The sequence below is a fragment of the Comamonas aquatica genome (assembly GCF_018064205.1).
Lineage (GTDB): Bacteria > Pseudomonadota > Gammaproteobacteria > Burkholderiales > Burkholderiaceae_C > Comamonas > Comamonas aquatica.
Genome location: NZ_CP072916.1, coordinates 493,290 through 510,003 on the forward strand (window position 1 = coordinate 493,290; position 16,714 = coordinate 510,003).

The following is a 16,714-nucleotide window of genomic DNA, read 5'->3' on the forward strand; positions in this document are numbered from 1 at the left end:
CAGCGCCGCAAGGGGCTGGCCGCATTGAGAAAGGGATTGCTTTGAACGATTTTTTGAACTGGGCCACCCGTTGGACCGTCCGCATCGTCCTGCTCATGGTCGGTGTCGTGTTCTTTCTGAGCCTGCTCACCGTGGGCTGTCTGCTGGCGGCCCTGTGGGGGCTGCGGGCGCTGTGGGCCAAGCTCACCGGTCAGCCCGTGACGCCCTGGGTCATGCCCATGCGCGCGGCCAGCAGCTGGACCAGCATGTACCAGCGCGCCGGCGGTTTTGGCGGCATGGCTGCGCAATCGGCGGCGGCTGCCGAAACGGCGCCCCCTTTCAGCACTGCGCCCGGCAGCAAGCGCGGCGGCATCCTGTCCCAGGTCGCCGGTGATGTGAGCGACGTGCAACCCCGCGAAGTCCACGAGCGCTGAGCCGGCCTTCCCAGGAAGGTCCCAACGAGAGAGAACGCGACGGAGACAACGCCAGCATGCACCTTCCTTCCCCCTGGCAGCAAGCCTTTGAGCTGCAATACCAGGCCAGCCGCCAGCACGTGGACGTGCCCGAGCTGGTGCGCCGAGAACGCCTGTTGCGCCTGCAGAAGCTGCTGCACGAACATGGCACCACCCTGGCGGCCGCGGTGCAGGCCGACTTCGGCGTGCGCTCCCCCCAGTTGACCGAGATGGCCGACCTCATGGTGCTGCGCACCATGCTGCAGCAGACGCTGCGCCAGCTCAAGCGCTGGATGCGCACGCAGCGCGTCTGGACCCCCTTGCACCTGTTGCCCGCCACGGCGCGCATCGAGCGCCAGCCGCTGGGGGTGGTGGGCATCATCTCGCCCTGGAACTATCCCCTGCAGCTGGCCCTGGGCCCGGCGATCGCGGCCCTGGCGGCCGGCAACCGCGTGATGCTCAAGCCCAGCGAATTGACACCGCACACCTCGGCCCAGTTGGCGCACGTGATCGGCCAGTTCTTCAGCCCCGAGGAGTTCTGCGTCATCCAGGGCGATGCCCAGGTGGCCAGCCAGTTTGCCGGCCTGCCCTTCGACCACCTGGTGTTCACCGGTTCGACCGCCGTCGGCCGCAAGGTGGCGATGGCTGCGGCCCAGCACCTGACGCCGACGACGCTGGAGCTGGGTGGCAAGTCCCCCTGCATCATCGGCAACGACTGCGATCTGGCGCAGGCTGCTGTGCGCATCGCCCACGGCAAGCTGCTGAATGCCGGGCAGACCTGCATCGCCCCCGACTACCTGCTGCTGCCGCGCGGGCGCGAGCAGGCCTTCGAGCAGGCCTACCGCAAGGCCGTGGCCCAGCTGTTTCCCGCCCTGGCCGGCAACCCGGACTATGCGGCCATCATCAACCAGAAGCATTTCAACCGCTTGCGCAACCTGGCCCAGCAGGCGGAAAGCGAGGGCGCGCATGTGCAGTGGCTGGAGGCCGGCCCTGCCAGTGCCAGCCCCGCTTCGGCCGCCCCTGGCTGGGGCGATGCGGTGCAGCGCCAGATGACGCCGGCCCTGGTGTGGAATGTGCACTCCGAGATGGACATCATGCGCGAGGAGATCTTCGGTCCCTTGTTGCCGGTGATCAGCTACGACCACCTGGACGATGTGGTGAAGGCCATCAACGCCGGGGAACGGCCGCTGGCCCTGTACTGGTTCGGGCAGGATGTGCAGCAGCGTGACAGCGTGCTGCGCCGCACGGTCAGCGGTGGCGTGACCGTCAACGACACCCTGATGCACGTCGCGCACGACAACCTGCCGTTTGGCGGCGTGGGCTCCAGCGGCTGGGGTGCGTACCACGGAGAGCATGGATTTTTACGCTTTTCTCACCAAAAGGGGGTCTTTTTGCAAGCAAAATGGAGCCCTGCTGCTTGGCTCTACCCCCCGTATGGCGCCAAGTTCGAGCGTGTCATGGCGCTCCTCAAGCGCTTGCACTGAGCGCTTGCCACTCTGAAAACGCCCCGAATGGCCTGGCGTGGCTTGCGCTGCGACAGGCCTAGCACATCCTTTTTGAAGGGGCAAGAAACCGGATACAGCCGTACTTGGGCAAATGGCTACAAACGAAAGGCCTGAGGTGAAAAACCGTTTTCACTGACAATTGCCGACTTTCGTTTTCAACACCTGTTCCCGTTTCCGGTTTTTCCATGTCCAATTACCAGGTTCGTCCTGCAACCCTTCGCGATGCGAAGGCGATTGCACAAATCCACACTGCTTCTGCGCTGGAAGCCTACCGTGGCATCGTGCCTGACGATCAACTGAAAGCCATGTCTTCCGTCGAGAAGCGCCAAGCTTACTGGCGTGAGGCCATTGAGTACTGCGAGCCGCAAGTGCAAGTGGCCATCGACGGCGACAAGATCGTAGGCTTTGTTGGCTTTGACCGTTCCCGTGACGAGAAGTCGCGCCAGACCACTGGCGAAATTTGGGCCATCTACGCGGCCCCTTCGCACTGGAACAAGGGCGTCGGCGTGACCCTGTGGGACGCTGCCCGCGAAGGCCTGCTTGAAGAAGGCTGCACCAACGTCACCGCCTGGGTCCCTTTGCGCAACGAGCGTGCCCTGCATTTCCATGAGATGGCAGGCTTCAAGCGCGAGATGTCGACCGCCAAGACGGCGGTGATTGCCGGCATCAAGATCGAGGAAGTCCGCCTCAAGCGGCCCTTGAACTGATCGCTGTCCACGGCCCGCTTCGGCGGGCCGATTTTTTTGTACCCTGACCAAGGAAATTTCCATGCTGCACTGGCACCACCAAGGCGTTGACCACCAAGCTGCTTGGCGCAGTGAAAGCGGCCTGCCCGCGCCGCGCCGCGTGGTGGTGGCGGACGACACCCTGTCCGCCGATACCGCCTACCGCCTGGCGTGCGAGGGCACGGCCCTGCTGTGGCAGGGAGACTTCCAGAACGCGCGGCACCTGCTGGATGCGCTCAAGCGCCGCCTGGACAAGCCCGCGCGCAAGCCGGCCGGCAAGGCCGCAGGCCGGGGCAAGCCGCGCCCTGCCGCGGAGCCGGTCAGCCCGGCCCAGGCCTTCCACCTGCACCGCCAGGCCCAGGGCCAGCGCGCCCGGGTGTTGAACAGCCTGCTGGTGCCGTTGCAGCCCGATTACGGCATGCAGCTGCGCCGTGCGCCCGACTGGCGCGAAGCCTGCACCCAGGCCTGGGGTGCGCCCAGCGGTGATGCCGGTGTGCAGGCGGTGGCGCTGCGCGAGTTGCTGGGCGTGGTGGGTGCCTATGAGTGGCGCAAGAAGGGCGTGGCCATGCCGGTGCTGGGGGCGCAGGCGCGCATCCATCCGCACTACGGCGTGTTCTCGCCGGTGCGCGGGGAGTATGTGGACCTGGTCGCCCAGGCGCCCTTGCCGGCCGTGGGCCAGGCGCTGGCCTTCGACATCGGGGTGGGTACGGGCGTGCTCTCGGCGCTGCTGGTGCAGCGTGGCGTGCGCCAGGTGGTAGGTACGGACCTGTCGCCACGCGCCCTGGCCTGCGCCCAGGAGAATCTGCAGCGCCTGGGCCTGTCGCAGCGCGTGCAGCTGCAGGCCTGCGACCTGTTCCCCGAAGGGCAGGCCGGCCTGATCGTCTGCAACCCGCCCTGGCTGCCGGCCCGCGCCGTGACCACGCTCGAGCAGGCCGTGTACGACGAGCACAGCGCCATGCTGCGGGGATTCCTGACCGGTCTGCGCGCGCACCTACTGCCGCAGGGCGAGGGCTGGTTGATCCTGTCGGATCTGGCCGAGCACCTGGGCCTGCGCAGCCGTGCCGAGCTGCTGGACTGGATCGAGGCCGCCGGCCTGCAGGTGGTGGGCAAGCTGGACGTGCGCCCGCGCCATGGCAAGGCACAGGATACGAGCGACCCGCTGCACGCTGCGCGCGCGCAGGAAGTCACCTCGCTGTGGCGCCTGCAGGCGCGTTGATGGCGGGCTGAGACGGCTTCAGCTGGGCGTGTCCAGGCTGCGCTCGGGCAGCATGTCGGCCAGCTGCTGGCGCAGGGCTTCGGCCCGCTCGGCACCGGCATGCAGGTGCACGGCACGCAGCAGCTGATCACGGGCGTGCAGCATGCTGTCCACATCCCGGGCTTCGCGCAGCATCTGGCGCAGGTGGTGGGCGGTGTCGTGCAGGCGGTTGGCAAACATGCGTTCACACAGGTCGAACAGGTGCATGCGCACGCCCGCCAGGCTGATGGGTGCGGTGGCACTGGGGGACTCGGACGCTGCCGTGGTCCGTGCCGCACTGGGTTGCTGCAGGTAGCCGTCCTGCAGCAGACGCTGCACCAGCGCCGCCCCCTGGCCATGGTACATGGCCTGCAGCTGGGCCAGGGGCGTGCCCTCGGCCAGCAGCAGCAGGGAACGCTCGCGCAGGCTCAGGTGGCGCTGGCCAGGGGCCAGCTCCAGCAGGGCTTTGGGCGTGCGTTGCAGGGACATCGGTCGATTGCACACAAGCTGTGTGACAGCACGATGAAGCCGCGGCAGGAATGCCCCAGGCTTGCGACAATGGCAGGCTGGATGGCGACAAGCCCTCCATATTGATAGCTGCCTGCGCTTGCTGGGCAAGCGCTGGAGCGTGATTTTGATCTGAATGCACCCATGGGTGCCGCTGAAAATTCCATGAGACTGATGTTGGCCCCGATGGAGGGTTTGCTGGACTTTGTGCTGCGCGATGTGCTGACCCGGGTGGGCGGGGTGGACCGCTGCGTCTCGGAGTTCATCCGCGTCAGCGGCTCGTTGCTGCCGGACCGGGTGTTTCTGCGTTACATGCCGGAGCTGCGGCACGGCAGCCGCACCCTGGCCGGCGTGCCGGTGCGGGCGCAGTTGCTGGGCTCGGACCCGGTCAGCATGGCCGAGAACGCGGCCGCGCTGGCGCGCCTGCAGCCCGAGGGCATCGATCTGAACTTCGGCTGCCCGGCCAAGACCGTGAACCGCCACGGCGGTGGGGCGTCGATGCTGCAGGACCCCGAGGCGATCGCCGCCCTGGTGGCCGCCGTGCGCCGCGCCGTGCCGGTGCACCTGCCGGTGTCGGCCAAGATGCGCCTGGGCTTCAACGACAAAAGCCTGATGCGCGAGTGCGCGCTGGCCATGGCCGAAAACGGCGCCTGCGAGCTGGTGGTGCACGCCCGGACCAAGGTGGAGGGCTACCGCCCGCCGGCCTACTGGGAGCTGATCCCCGAGATTGCGGCCGCCGTGCGCGTGCCCGTGGTGGCCAATGGCGAGATCTGGACCGTGCAGGACGCGCTGCGCTGCCGTGCGCAGTCCGGCTGCAGCGACCTGATGCTGGGCCGCGGCAGCGTGGCCGACCCGGGTCTGGCCTTGGCGGTGCGCCAGGCGCTGGCGCAGGGCGCGCAGGAGGCACTCGCGCTGCCGGCCGCGCTGCCGCCCGTGGTGGCCTGGGCGGATTTGCTGCCCCACATCCAGCGCTTTTGGTGGATGGTCTGTCGCGACCTGACGCCCAACCAGCGCGCTGGCCGGCTCAAGCAGTGGCTGAACCTGATGCGCCGCCGCTACCCCGAGGCCGAGGTGGCATTCCAGTGCGTGCGTGTGATCACCCAGCAAAGCCTGGTGACGGCGTGGATCGAGCAGGAGTGCGCGCGCTGCGGCGTGCCCTTCCTGCTACACAAACAAGAGCTTGCCGCGTACGAAGACCGGATGCCTGACGGCGATTACGTGCTGGAATGAAGCACTGACCAGCGCAGGCAGCTGCGCTTTTCAGAGCAAATGGTCAGGCGCCAGCGGGCCGATCAGCTGGATCATCAGCCGCAGCGGCAGGCTGGCATCGGGTTCGCTGCGGCGGTCGCCCCAGTCACTGCCCGCCGGGGCGCGCCACACCAGGCCGTGCGGCGTGTCTTCGACCCGCCAGGCGGCCTCCTGCAGCGTGGCCTCGATGTTGGCCGTGGCTTCCTGGGCCAGCTGGCGCGAGGCGATGAGCAGGGCGATCTCGGTGTTCTGCAGCTGCGAGCGCATGTCCAGGTTCATGGAGCCGACCACGGTCAGCTTGTGGTCCAGCACCAGCATCTTAGAGTGCAGCATGGCGCGCGACTGGCCTTGCGAGCCGGTGATCGTGCCCGCCGTGCCGCGCAGCGTGCCGGTGCCGACGCGGCCGTCCTGCAGGCTGCGCAACTCATACAACTCGATCCCCTGCTGCAGCAAGGCCAGGCGGTGGCGCGCATAGCCGGCATGGGCCAGCGGCGCATCGTTGGAGGCCAGCGAGTTGGTCAGGATGCGCAGCCGGATGCCCCGCGCGCGGGCACGGGCAAAGGCCTGCTTCATGTCGTCGCCCGGCACGAAGTAGGGTGAGACGATGAGGATGTCGCTGCTGGCCTGGTCGATCAGGGCCAGCAGGCCGCTGACCACATTGTCCTGGCCGACCACCGGGGCCAGCACCTGGCGCAGGGCCTGGCGGTTGGGTGAGGTCGGCTGGCTGCGCGGCGCGGCCTCCTGCGTGGGCGGCAGGCGGATCGGCAGCAACTGGGTGGCATGGTTGTCCTCAGTATCGGCCGGCGGTGTGGCCGTGTCGCCGGCGGCGGCGCTGCCGGTGTCTGGCGGGGCGTCCTCGGGCGGCGGCGGAATCTTCCCCGGGGCATCGGCCAGCACCAGGGCAGGTGCCCAGATCCACGGCACGGCCTGCAAATCCATGGGCTGCAGCCCTGCGGTTTTGCTGGTGGCGATGGCGGCCTGCACCAGCGCCTGTTCCTGGTCCTCGCTGGCGTGCGCGCGCAGGCGCAGCAGTTCGGGCTCGGACACCAGCGCACTGACGGGGTAGGCGCGGGCGTCGTTCCAGTAGCGGTCGAAGCTGGCGGAAAGCTGGCGCACGGCGGCACCTGCCGCCATCACATCCAGGTCGATGAAGTTGTCGCTGTCCAGGGCGTCAAAGTAGGCGTCGCCCAGGTTGCGTCCGCCGGTGATGCCGATGCTGTTGTCGGCAATGAACAGCTTGTTGTGCATGCGCTGCTGGGCGCGCTGGAAATCGGTCAGCGTGGACAGTGCTCGCAGCACGGTCGAGCCGCGTGGCCCCGTCAGCGGGTTGAACATGCGCATCTCGATGCCGGGCACAAACGCCAGGCGCATGACCTGCGCGTTCTTGCCGGCACCATGGAAGTCATCCAGCAGCACCCGCACGCGCACCCCGCGCTGTGCGGCCTGGACCAGGGCCTCCAGCAGGCGGGCGGTGCTGGCATCGGCGTGGATGGCGTAGTACTGCAGGTCCAGCGTCTGGGTGGCGGCCTGCACCAGGGCCAGGCGGCTGGTGAAAGCCGCCTGGGCGCCACCCAGCAGGGTGAAGCCCGAGGTGTAGCGCGTGCTGGCGGCCTGGCGCTGGGTCTGCACCATCTGCCCCAGTGGCGTGGCCTGTGGGGCTGCTAACGCCGTGCTGGCCGTGCGTGGCGGCATGGGCGGCAGGCTGCCGCAGGCCGTCAAGCCCAGGGCGCTGGCGCAGAGCAGGCCGTACAGGGCCAGGCGCCGCCGGGCGCGGCCAAAGCGTGCAGGCAGAAGAAAAGGCATGCAGGAATTTATAAGACGGCGCGGTGGCGCGGGCCTGTCAGACGCCAGAGGTTTTGCACGGGGGGCGCAGACCTAAAACTGGTCGCGCCCCGCCACGCGTGCCACGATGCGCAGGTCATTGCCGATGCGGCTGACGTCCTGCCACTGCAGCGGCACACCCTGTGCCAGCTCGTCCAGCGGGCCGAAGTTGGCCAGCCCCATGCCGCCGGTGCCCAGCAACTGGGGGGCCAGGTAGAGCAGCAGCTCATCGACCAGGCCTTCGCGCAGCAGGGAGCCGTTGAGCTTGAAGCCGGCTTCCACATGCAACTCGTTGGTGCCGCGGGCGCCCAGATCGCGCAGCATGGCGGCCAGATCGACCTTGCCGTGTGCGTTTGGCAGTGCAATCACAGTAGCGCCCAGCGCCTGCAAAGCCTCAGTTTTAGATGGGTTAGTGCTTGAAGTGTAGATGGTGCAACCACTAGCTGCTTTTAAAACATGAGCATCCAGTGGCATGTCCAGCTTGCTGTCTACCACCACCACTTTGGGCTGGCGGGGCGTGGCCACCTCGCGCACATTCAGGCGCGGGTTGTCCTGCAGCACGGTGCCGATGCCCGTCAGGATGGCGCAGGCCCGGGCCCGCCAGGCGTGTCCGTCGGCACGCGCATCGGGGCCGGTGATCCACTGGCTGCGGCCGTTGTGCAAGGCCGTACTGCCATCCAGCGAGGTGGCCGCCTTCATGCGCACCCAGGGTGTGCCCCGCACCATGCGGCTGAAGAAACCCAGGTTCAACTCGCGCGAAGCCAGGCCGGCGGCCGCGTCCACCTCGACCTGCACCCCGGCGGCCCGCAACTTGGCAAAACCTTGTCCAGCCACCTGCGGATTGGGGTCGGTGATGGCGCCGACCACCTTGGCGATGCCGGCATCAATCAACGCGTTGCAGCAGGGGCCTGTGCGTCCGGTGTGGGAGCAGGGCTCCAGCGTGACATAGGCCGTGGCCCCCTGGGTGCTGTGGCCTTGCGCCGCCGCATCGCGCAGCGCCATGACCTCGGCATGCGGCCCGCCGGCTTGCTGGGTGAAGCCCTGACCGATGACTTGGCCTTGGGTATTGACTAAAACGCAGCCAACGCGTGGGTTGGGATTGGAAATGAAAAGCGCCTGAGCGGCCAGGGACAGAGCCTGGGGCATGAAGGGGGCGCTGGAGGATTCAGGGAACAAACAAACAGTCAACTATCGGCTCCAGTGGCGGAACAAGCGGTATCGCTGGCCGATTTTGGCGTGCAGGTCCGAATTCTGCCGGTCGCTGCAATTTTCAGCCGCCGAATCTCGCGGAAATTGGTGGTGCCAACATCACCGCGTTTGATTTCCAGGGTGTTCGCACCAAATGCTCCCGCCTTGGTTTTGGAGAAGCCCGATCCGTCATAAAGAATGTAGCTGGGAGACTCCGCGCTGGTTCCATTGGCCGTAACTGCGAGGTAGCTGGGGAGTGCTGCCTGCTCCATGACCACAATGTCCCCACTGTTGTAGGCGCCGCTGCGATCGACATCGATGAACACACGCCAGCCATTCACCCATTGGTTGTCATTGCTCAAGGGGGTGACCATGGCATTCATATTGCGTTTCATGCCTTCGCTGCGTGCAGCATTCAGTGCGGCGACCAAACTGTTGGTGACGGAAGTCAGCTCTGCATTTCTGCGATAGGTCCCTAGGCTGGGGGCTGCGATGCTCGCCAAGATGGCCAGCAGAGCCAAAGTGACCATGAGCTCGATCAGCGTGAAGCCGCGTGGAAGCAGGTGGGGCAAGTGGTTGCGGCGCATGGTTCAGTTCCAGCACACGCTGGTGCGGTTGCCGGTGCAGCTTTTGACCCCCGTGCTGGTGATGGTGAGCTCCGTCACAAAGGGGTCGGAGTATTGCGGGGCGCCAAAAATTTCCACGCAGTCGGCAATCGTCTGCCCGGTGCAGGCCCTTGCGCCTATCAGGTAGGCAGCTCTGGCACGCTGGTCACCGGAAAAATTTTTGAAGGGGACATCGGTGGCATTGCTCGCAAACGGCAGGTAGGTATTGTTTTGTGTCATGTAGCGCTCTTGCTGCTGCAGCACCTCCATCATGGCGACCCGGCCTTCGGCACGCTTGGATTTGCGCACCGACTCCATATAGCTGGGGAACGCCACAGCCCCCAGGATGGCGATGATGGCCACAGTGATCATCAATTCGATGAGTGTGAAACCGTGAGGTCGACGGAAGGTCACCATGATTTGTTTTTCAGGTCTTGGTAGTTGTTGATCTGGCGCCAGCTCAGGCGACCCACGGGGTACGTAGCGCTCTGCGTTGAAATGTTGCTCAGGCCCTTGGCCGAAGGGTTGAGTACGCCAACATTTTCTGTTTTGAATCTGCCACCTGTGGTGCTAGCCGCCGACAGGTCGCTGCCGAGCTTGAGCAGAATGGGGGCACCCAGGGCACCTTCTGACAGACCCGACACACTCCCCGCGCCGCTGGCTAAGTCTGCTGCGTAGGAGTAGCTTGAGCCCCCTCCGCATGCGCTGCCGGAGGCCGTCGGTGGCAACAAACTGTTGAACAGGATTTGTTTGCCAAACAGTACGGCATTTGTGATCTGGCGCTCGCCACCCCGGTCTCCGCTGTAGGGGAAGTCAATGAACCAGCCGGCCTTTTTGTTGGTATCTGTCGTGGTGGCATCTCTCGGTGCCACCCAGAAGAAGCTGGTGGTGGATACGGTGGAGCCGGATACGGTGCCCTGCTGTAAACGCTCACGTCCATTGAAACGCGCAGTGCCTTTGGTGTCCAGCTGCTGATCCGGCAAGTCATACAGCACGTAAAAAGACTGTGTCTGGCTGCCACTGATGGCGTTATCCGTCGCTTCCAGATATTTTCCCGTGCCGAAACTGATGATGTAAGCACCTTGAGGTCCATACGCCAGACTGGGTGTCATGCTGATCGGCTGCACTTTCCCATCTGAAGACTGGGCAATGTACATGGGCCTTGCGGTTCCGCTGCTTTTGTAATAGGACAAAGTGTTCAAGCTCCAAGCGCTGGCTGTGCTGGAGGATAGATTTGCCGCATTCATGTCCAGTTTCCAGAACTGGCCATGCAGGTCACCGAAATAAAAGAACTGCACAGAGCCGTCTGCATTGCCGATGGCATCGAAGTTGATAAGTCCCGATGGCTTTACCACGGTGCCGTTTGTGACAAGCTGAGTGCCGCTATCGGTGGTTTTGATCAAGGGCAGGGTGATCTTGAAATAGTTGGTGCCCAGGGCCCAGCTCGTGCTGGTGGGTTTGGCTAGGTCAAGCAGGAACAAAGCCGGTTCACCGGTGGTGCTGAAACGTCCCGTGCCGTCTTCCTGGTAGTTGTTGACTCCGCTGGCAATGACGGCAAACCACTTGTATGTGATGGTGCTTGCATTGGGCGCGCTGGTGCGCAGCTTCAGGATCTTAGGCTGGCCTACGACGTTGCCAAGGCTGGCGTCGTCCGCATCAGTGAATTCCCACATGACGCTGCTTGCGCTGAACTGGCTGGGGTCGGTGACGTCCAATGCAAAAACACCTTGACCCCCGCCGCCGGTGCCAGAGACAAGCACTGTTTTCCAGTTGCTGCCCACTTGGGCTTCGGCCACAACTGGCGTGGCATCCACATAGCTGGTATGGCGGCTGGAGTTGTAGTCGCTGGTGGTCAAGGTGGAGAGCTTGGTACCCATCCAACTGGGAATGTAGGCAAACAATTCCTCGAGTGTGTCGGCATTGAACGCGTGGAGCATGCCGTCGTTGGCGCCCACAAAAACAGCTTTGGTGCGTGCCAGATTGTTTGTATAAAAGGTTTTGTATGCCGTGTCGGCATAGCGGGTGGTCGGTGCTCCAGAGTAGGTGATGCCTGAATTCACGATGTCGCCAAGCCGTGATGCGCGCTTGCGGAAGGTGGTTGCTTCCAGGCTCCGATCTCCACGCAGAAAGCTCAGGCGGAGCTGTCCGTTGCTATCGGCCGTGGCCGTGGGCGTCGCTTTGTTGAGTGCGGTTTGCAAAGCACTTTCGATGGTGCTCCATGTGAATGCCGTGGCATAGCCGCTGCTGGTGCCACTGGTTTTCCCGACAAATATTTTGCGATTGGCCATGTCTGCATTCGTGCGTGCATCCAGGACTTTTGCCGCAGACAGCGCATCGGTTTCGTCGCTCAATTCGACACCACCACTGGAGTTGACACGCAGTGCGCGTCGTTTGACATCCCCTGACCAGTATTCGGGATCAAAATCTGCTTGGTAGACATAACTGTCCGAGGTCGTGAGTCGGCTGCTGGACAGCGCAGGTTTAGCAATCGAGCTACTCACCTGGGTGGCGGCCACAAAAATATCATCCAGTGCCTTGAGCATGGCATTGGCATCGCTGGCCAGAAAATAGGTTTTGGCTTCGGTGGGGGCAGTGTCCTTGGCCCAGTATTTAGTACCCAGGGCATCATCTGTGGTGGCCGGCGTAAAAGGATTGCCATCCCCATCCAAGTCGCTGAACCCTCCGTATTTGGCGGTCAAGAAAAACTGGCTGTTCCAGCGGTTGTTGTTGTTGTTGTTTTGGTTGTTGCTTTCGTTGACGTCAATCACATAGGTCGTGACGCGCATGCCGGGTCGCCGTTTGGCCGCCACGCTCCACTGGCTGCCACGGATGTCGTGGGTGTGCGCCCAGTAGGCCGCGCCCGCCATGTAGTACGCGGCATTGGAGGAGCCTGTGTTCTGGTTCTCCATGCCCCAGCGAGCCGTATTGGGGCTGCTTGAGGGATTGCTGGTGGTACGGTTTCTGCCATCGCCATCGGTGTAGTTCACCGCATTACCAGATTCAAAACCACCCACTACGCGGGTCCACTCCTTGAAGTCGGGGATATTGTTGGAGAGATTGACTTCGGCTGTGCGATCAAAATCGCCACTGCCGCTTGTTCGGTTATTGCCTGGTAGTGATTTGTCATTATGGGTATTGACGTCGCCAATCAGCAAGATGCTGTTGCGCAAGCATGCGTAGTTATTGTTGGCAGAGCCCCCATCAAATGGATCTGTCCAGGTGCTGTATGCAGGAAAGCCCGCGCGCTTCGCGGAGTCGATATTCGACACAGCTGCCGCAGTGGGTTGCAGGCCCTGCAGGTAACGCAAGCTTTCGTAGTACAGCTCGCCCACAGGGTCGTTGCTTTTGTAGATGCCTTCGTAGCCCGCAGTTCGGCCGAATTTGTTGAGGTAGTTGATCACCCCACTATTCGCTTCATCTGTCGCACCTCGAGGATTACTGATAAAGATTCCGGTATTCGGATCCCACTCTTGGAAGGTGTTGGTGCCGGAAATGGCATTACCGTTGGCGTCATAAGCACGTGGCCCTACGTAAGTCATGGGTGCCCGCAACACACCACCATAACGCGCGTTGCCGTCTTCCATCAAATAACCGAACGCAGCTAAGCGGATGCGGTCGCTGTAGCGCTGCATGTTGCCCACGGGTTTGTAGCCGCCATTGGGATAACGTTGGCAGTATGTGGTGCCGCGGGGGTCGCTCAATGTTGATCCGCTGAAGTCGCAAACCTTGGCGCGCGTAAAGAAATATGCGTTATTGCTCAGCCCAATTCCAGGAAAAAGATGGTCGTAACTAGCGTTTGATACATAGCAAAATTTTGTGGTTCCTGGTGACGGATCGCCCATGGAAGATTCGGACTGATTGCAGTTAAACGTGTTTTTTACATGAGCCCAATGCCAGTATGCCTTTCCGTTTCTTCCAGATTCTTGTCTGCCAAAATAAACTTTTCTTACACCTGTAAATGAACAGTTTGAGCCATCTGCACAAGTGGCTGTTTGATACAGCGTCAGATCTATTCTGGTGCTGACTTCGCTTTTATTGATGTCACCGATGCGGCCATCCGCATAAGCGGTGTAACCCAGGTTGGCGTTGTTTCCAGGTGTGGTGCAATTGCCCGTGGTTTCAGTGCCGAAGTGAATGCGGTTCAGGCAGCTGGCAATCTTGATGTCGCCCGTGTGGGTGGAGCCATCGTTCTTGGTTTTCAGAGCGGTAGGAACTGCGTTGTTGACCGAGGCGCTTGGCAGTGTCTTTGCCGGAAAGTAATTGCCGTTGTTGTAGAAATCGGTGCGAATTACGGCACGTTGCAGCACGGTCAGGCTGGCATCGTCGGTGATGCGGTCGCCGCCTGTGAGGCCCAGCCGCAAAATATCGATGGCCGAGGTGCTGGCCCAGTTCATGAAATTGCCGCTGAAGCCCGCACCGGCGCAGCCATGGTTGGTGGATGCGCCGTAGCGCTCGAAATAGTTGTCGGTCTTGTTGTAACGGTAGCAACTCTCGCTGTCGAAGTAGCCTACATAGGTGGTACTTTGCGCGTAGTTGTCACGGTAGGCGGCGCCCACCGTGGGAAATTCAACCGAAAGAGCCAGGGTCAGCGTGGGTTTTTGCCCTGCGCCCTGGGCATACAACGGGTCTGCTGCCAAAGCCGTTTCCACCACGTTTGCGGTATTGGGGTTTGAACTGATTTGTTGACTCAGTGCAAGCAGCGCATAACCGGCAATACAAGGGGCCAGAGTCAAAAAGGTGAGACGTGCAGCTTTGCTGCGGGGCAGTAGATGTTTCATGGCTGCTACCTTATTTGCGGTAGATGATCTGGGTCATGGCCTGGATGTCGGTGCGGGGCCCAAAGCCCATCGCGGTGACGCGGTACACATACCGCTGGTCACCGCCAATGCTGGCGTCGCCACGTGATGCGGTGTCGGTCAAAATTTCAATGATGTAGCGCGGTTTCTTACGTGGCTTGAGGCCGCTGGTGCCGCTGTCAAACTCGCTTGATGTAAAGTCGCCCAGTTCCACGCTGGGGGAGTCTGTGGCCGAAAAGTCCACTGCCAGCCACACGGGCTTGCCCGTTTGATTGGGCAGGCACAACCCTTTGTTGACACCCGAGCTGCCGCAGTTGGCCAGGAAATCGATGGAGTTGTTCTCGGTAAAGCTGCCCATGCGGGTGGATGTGCCAGCATTTTTGATATCGATATCCAACTCTGCATCCACCAATGCCGCTTCGGAGGCCTGCCATGCGACCTGGTAATCACGGTCGTTGCGGGCACTGCGCTCGCCCATCATGGAAAGTTGCACTGCGCCGGCGCCCAGGGCCATCATGACCCCCAGCAGGATGAGCACGATGATCAGCGAAGCTCCGGCTTGTTGCCGGCGCGACTGTGAATGGGCGAAGGTCTGGGTTTGCATATAGCGGTCTTCAGAGTGCGTCCTGCGGGTTGCGCAGATGCACGGTAAAGGTCAGGGTTTGCCGCAGTCGCCCGTCTGACTGGGCCGCCAAGCTGCTGCCGGGATCGTCGGTGCTCGCCATCATGCTGTCGGGCACGCTGCTGGCATCGCCAGACTGCTTGGTCTTGCCAAAAGGATATTGGGCAGGAACAGTGGTTTCAGGGGCGGAGCCGGTGGGGCCGCGCAACACCAGGCCAATGCGCACGGAACGCACACGCTCCCAGTTGGCAATGGTGGCCGCATCGTCGCCGGATACCACCAGTTGGTCAGCGCGCAGATAGCGGTCCGGCGGAGGTGTCAAGGTATTGGCTGCAAGGGCTGTTGGTGCTGTGTTGGGTGTGACGCCATAAGTGCCATAAAGAATCTGCAAGCTCTCCACGCCTTCAATCAAGGGCTGCCTGCTTTCGGTTCCTGAGTCGTTGAACCATGTACACATCAATGTGGGCTCGCCAGTTGTTGTGCTGGTCGCGATGTGGAATGCGCTGAACATGCGATCGCCCACGTTCACGGGGGCCGTGGCAGTGGCTCCACTGCAATTGATCATGGCTGCATCGGTAACACCGCCAGTGATGGTTTGGCCGCTCTGATAGCGCACGACCAGCATGTCGCTATTGTTAATTCCTCTCGCGGAACTGCCCACTGTATTGGTGGTGCCTATCGCCAAGCTTTGGACGTACCTCGCATTGTTGAAGCCCTTGATATAGGGTTCCGGAGCGGTGGCGTCTAGCTTGAACTGATGCGAGCGATCAATCGCGTACTGGGTGCTGACATAACCACCCTGCAGGATGATGCGGCGCATAAGGCCGGCGGCAAACCGGCCGTTGTCGCGCAATTGAGTGGCGGTGTCCACGGAGGTGAAGCCTTGGCGTGCGACGATGAGCGACGCCACCGCAGCGATGGCAACCAAGGAAGCCAGCGCTACGGCGACCAGGAGTTCAACCAGCGTAAGGCCACGTTGGCGCGAGAAGGGTTGCGTCTGCATGGTTCACGCACTTCCGGGAATAAGGGGCAGGATGACGGCGGGGCGCAGGGCCTTGTCAAACGCCCCTGAGTTGGTTGTACCCGTTGCGGTGGCATCGGTGCCTGTGGCGCCACGCAAGGTGTTGGCCCGTGTCCAGCCGATCTTGATGGCAAAGGTGTCGCCGGTATTGCTGCATGTCCATTGGGGCAAGCCGGTCGACGATTCATAAGGGGTGGCATCCCGGCAGACCACCACTCTCGCTCCAGGCAATTCGTTGAGCACCCGGAACAACCATTCCCGCATATCGCGTTGGGCAATGGCCAATGCGCTGCCGCAACTGGCTGTGCTGGCCGTTGGCAGGCCGCAGTTGGGATTAGTCAGGGTGCTGGTGGCGCTGTAAATGTAGGGGTTGTCTGCGGCGGCGGTTTTGATGGCAATGGTGTGATTGCTTCGCATCATCTCGGCCAGTTCTTCTGCCAGCCGCAACCCGGTGGATTGCAAACGTGCTTCACGGTTGGCCTGCAAGGAGCTGGCTTGCAAACCGACGGCGCCCAGCACACCAAAGCTCAGAATGATGATTGCAACCAGTACCTCTAACAGGGTAAAGCCTGCTGTAGTTTGGTTCAGTGGATACGGGGCAAGGTTGCGCATGGGAGAACCTGAGGGTGTGGCTTTCGCATGGTAAAAAAATGAAACGCAGGCAGACAGCCGGTCATCGGCGCCATATGACCGCTGGGCGGAGATACACAGCGACTGCTAGTGTCGCCCTTGCAGGTCCGCATCAGTCGGTGCTACCTCTCGGTACGGGCCTCTTCCGAGTTGTTGCGCGAAGGCTTGATCGTCGGCTTGTTGTTCTTTTTCTTTGGGGAGGGAGTTTCAGTAGCTGCGCGATTGTCGTAGGGCTTGGCGTGTACGAAGAGCAGTGAAATCCAGCAGCGACAGCAGCAGGATACATGTGGTCAACCGCGGATGTATGAGCGAGAGGGTGGCAGGCGGAGCATGGAGCCTTCTGATAAAAGGGAGATGACAGGCATTGTGGTGGTCGTCACT

Annotated in this window: 14 protein-coding genes; 5 read left to right on the forward strand and 9 right to left on the reverse strand. The window is 62.5% G+C overall.

Features of this window, described 5'->3' with window-relative positions:
• Positions 1-41 precede the first annotated feature (41 nt).
• From KAQ61_RS02310 to KAQ61_RS02325, 4 genes are all read left to right on the forward strand, one after another.
• Complete coding sequence (locus KAQ61_RS02310) at positions 42-413, forward strand: hypothetical protein (RefSeq protein WP_154163741.1); 372 nt, start codon at positions 42-44, stop codon at positions 411-413.
• Positions 414-469: 56 nt separating this feature from the next.
• Positions 470-1,915, forward strand: a complete 1,446-nt coding sequence (locus tag KAQ61_RS02315; protein WP_210930367.1) for a coniferyl aldehyde dehydrogenase — start codon at positions 470-472, stop codon at positions 1,913-1,915.
• Positions 1,916-2,121: 206 nt separating this feature from the next.
• A complete protein-coding gene (locus KAQ61_RS02320; RefSeq protein ID WP_042411160.1) occupies positions 2,122-2,643 on the forward strand; it encodes a GNAT family N-acetyltransferase in 522 nt (173 codons plus the stop codon).
• A gap of 61 nt (positions 2,644-2,704) precedes the next feature.
• Positions 2,705-3,877: a methyltransferase gene (locus KAQ61_RS02325; protein WP_210930368.1), complete on the forward strand. Its 1,173-nt coding sequence runs from the start codon at positions 2,705-2,707 to the stop codon at positions 3,875-3,877.
• Between the two features lie 18 nt (positions 3,878-3,895).
• On the opposite strand, the gene KAQ61_RS02330 is transcribed toward KAQ61_RS02325, so the two are convergent.
• Positions 3,896-4,384 (reverse strand): hypothetical protein, encoded by a 489-nt coding sequence (locus tag KAQ61_RS02330; protein ID WP_210930369.1) that lies wholly within the window; start codon positions 4,382-4,384, stop codon positions 3,896-3,898.
• Between the two features lie 183 nt (positions 4,385-4,567).
• On the opposite strand from KAQ61_RS02330, the gene KAQ61_RS02335 reads away from it, so the two are divergent.
• A complete protein-coding gene (locus tag KAQ61_RS02335; RefSeq protein ID WP_210930370.1) occupies positions 4,568-5,632 on the forward strand; it encodes a tRNA dihydrouridine synthase in 1,065 nt (354 codons plus the stop codon).
• A gap of 30 nt (positions 5,633-5,662) precedes the next feature.
• On the opposite strand, the gene KAQ61_RS02340 is transcribed toward KAQ61_RS02335, so the two are convergent.
• From KAQ61_RS02340 to pilV, 8 genes are all read right to left on the reverse strand, one after another.
• The gene (locus KAQ61_RS02340) at positions 5,663-7,453 is read right to left on the reverse strand and encodes a phospholipase D family protein (RefSeq protein ID WP_210930371.1); all 1,791 of its coding nucleotides are present in this window, start codon (positions 7,451-7,453) and stop codon (positions 5,663-5,665) included.
• Between the two features lie 72 nt (positions 7,454-7,525).
• Positions 7,526-8,617, reverse strand: coding sequence for a bifunctional diaminohydroxyphosphoribosylaminopyrimidine deaminase/5-amino-6-(5-phosphoribosylamino)uracil reductase RibD (ribD, locus tag KAQ61_RS02345; RefSeq protein WP_210930372.1), 1,092 nt, complete (start codon positions 8,615-8,617; stop codon positions 7,526-7,528).
• 38 nt (positions 8,618-8,655) lie between these two features.
• On the reverse strand, positions 8,656-9,246 hold the full coding sequence (locus tag KAQ61_RS02350; RefSeq protein ID WP_045267279.1) for a GspH/FimT family pseudopilin: 591 nt from the start codon (positions 9,244-9,246) through the stop codon (positions 8,656-8,658).
• Positions 9,247-9,249: 3 nt separating this feature from the next.
• On the reverse strand, positions 9,250-9,681 hold the full coding sequence (locus KAQ61_RS02355; RefSeq protein WP_210930373.1) for a type IV pilin protein: 432 nt from the start codon (positions 9,679-9,681) through the stop codon (positions 9,250-9,252).
• Positions 9,675-14,042 carry a pilus assembly protein gene (locus KAQ61_RS02360; RefSeq protein ID WP_210930374.1) on the reverse strand — a complete coding sequence of 1,456 codons (4,368 nt, stop codon included), beginning with the start codon at positions 14,040-14,042 and terminating at the stop codon, positions 9,675-9,677. The genes KAQ61_RS02355 and KAQ61_RS02360 overlap by 7 nt, the downstream gene beginning before the upstream one ends.
• Positions 14,043-14,052: 10 nt before the next feature.
• Positions 14,053-14,664, reverse strand: coding sequence for a pilus assembly PilX family protein (locus tag KAQ61_RS02365; RefSeq protein WP_045267276.1), 612 nt, complete (start codon positions 14,662-14,664; stop codon positions 14,053-14,055).
• 10 nt (positions 14,665-14,674) lie between these two features.
• Positions 14,675-15,685, reverse strand: coding sequence for a PilW family protein (locus KAQ61_RS02370; protein ID WP_045267275.1), 1,011 nt, complete (start codon positions 15,683-15,685; stop codon positions 14,675-14,677).
• Between the two features lie 3 nt (positions 15,686-15,688).
• Positions 15,689-16,315: a type IV pilus modification protein PilV gene (pilV, locus tag KAQ61_RS02375; RefSeq protein WP_210930375.1), complete on the reverse strand. Its 627-nt coding sequence runs from the start codon at positions 16,313-16,315 to the stop codon at positions 15,689-15,691.
• Between the last annotated feature and the right edge of the window lie 399 nt (positions 16,316-16,714).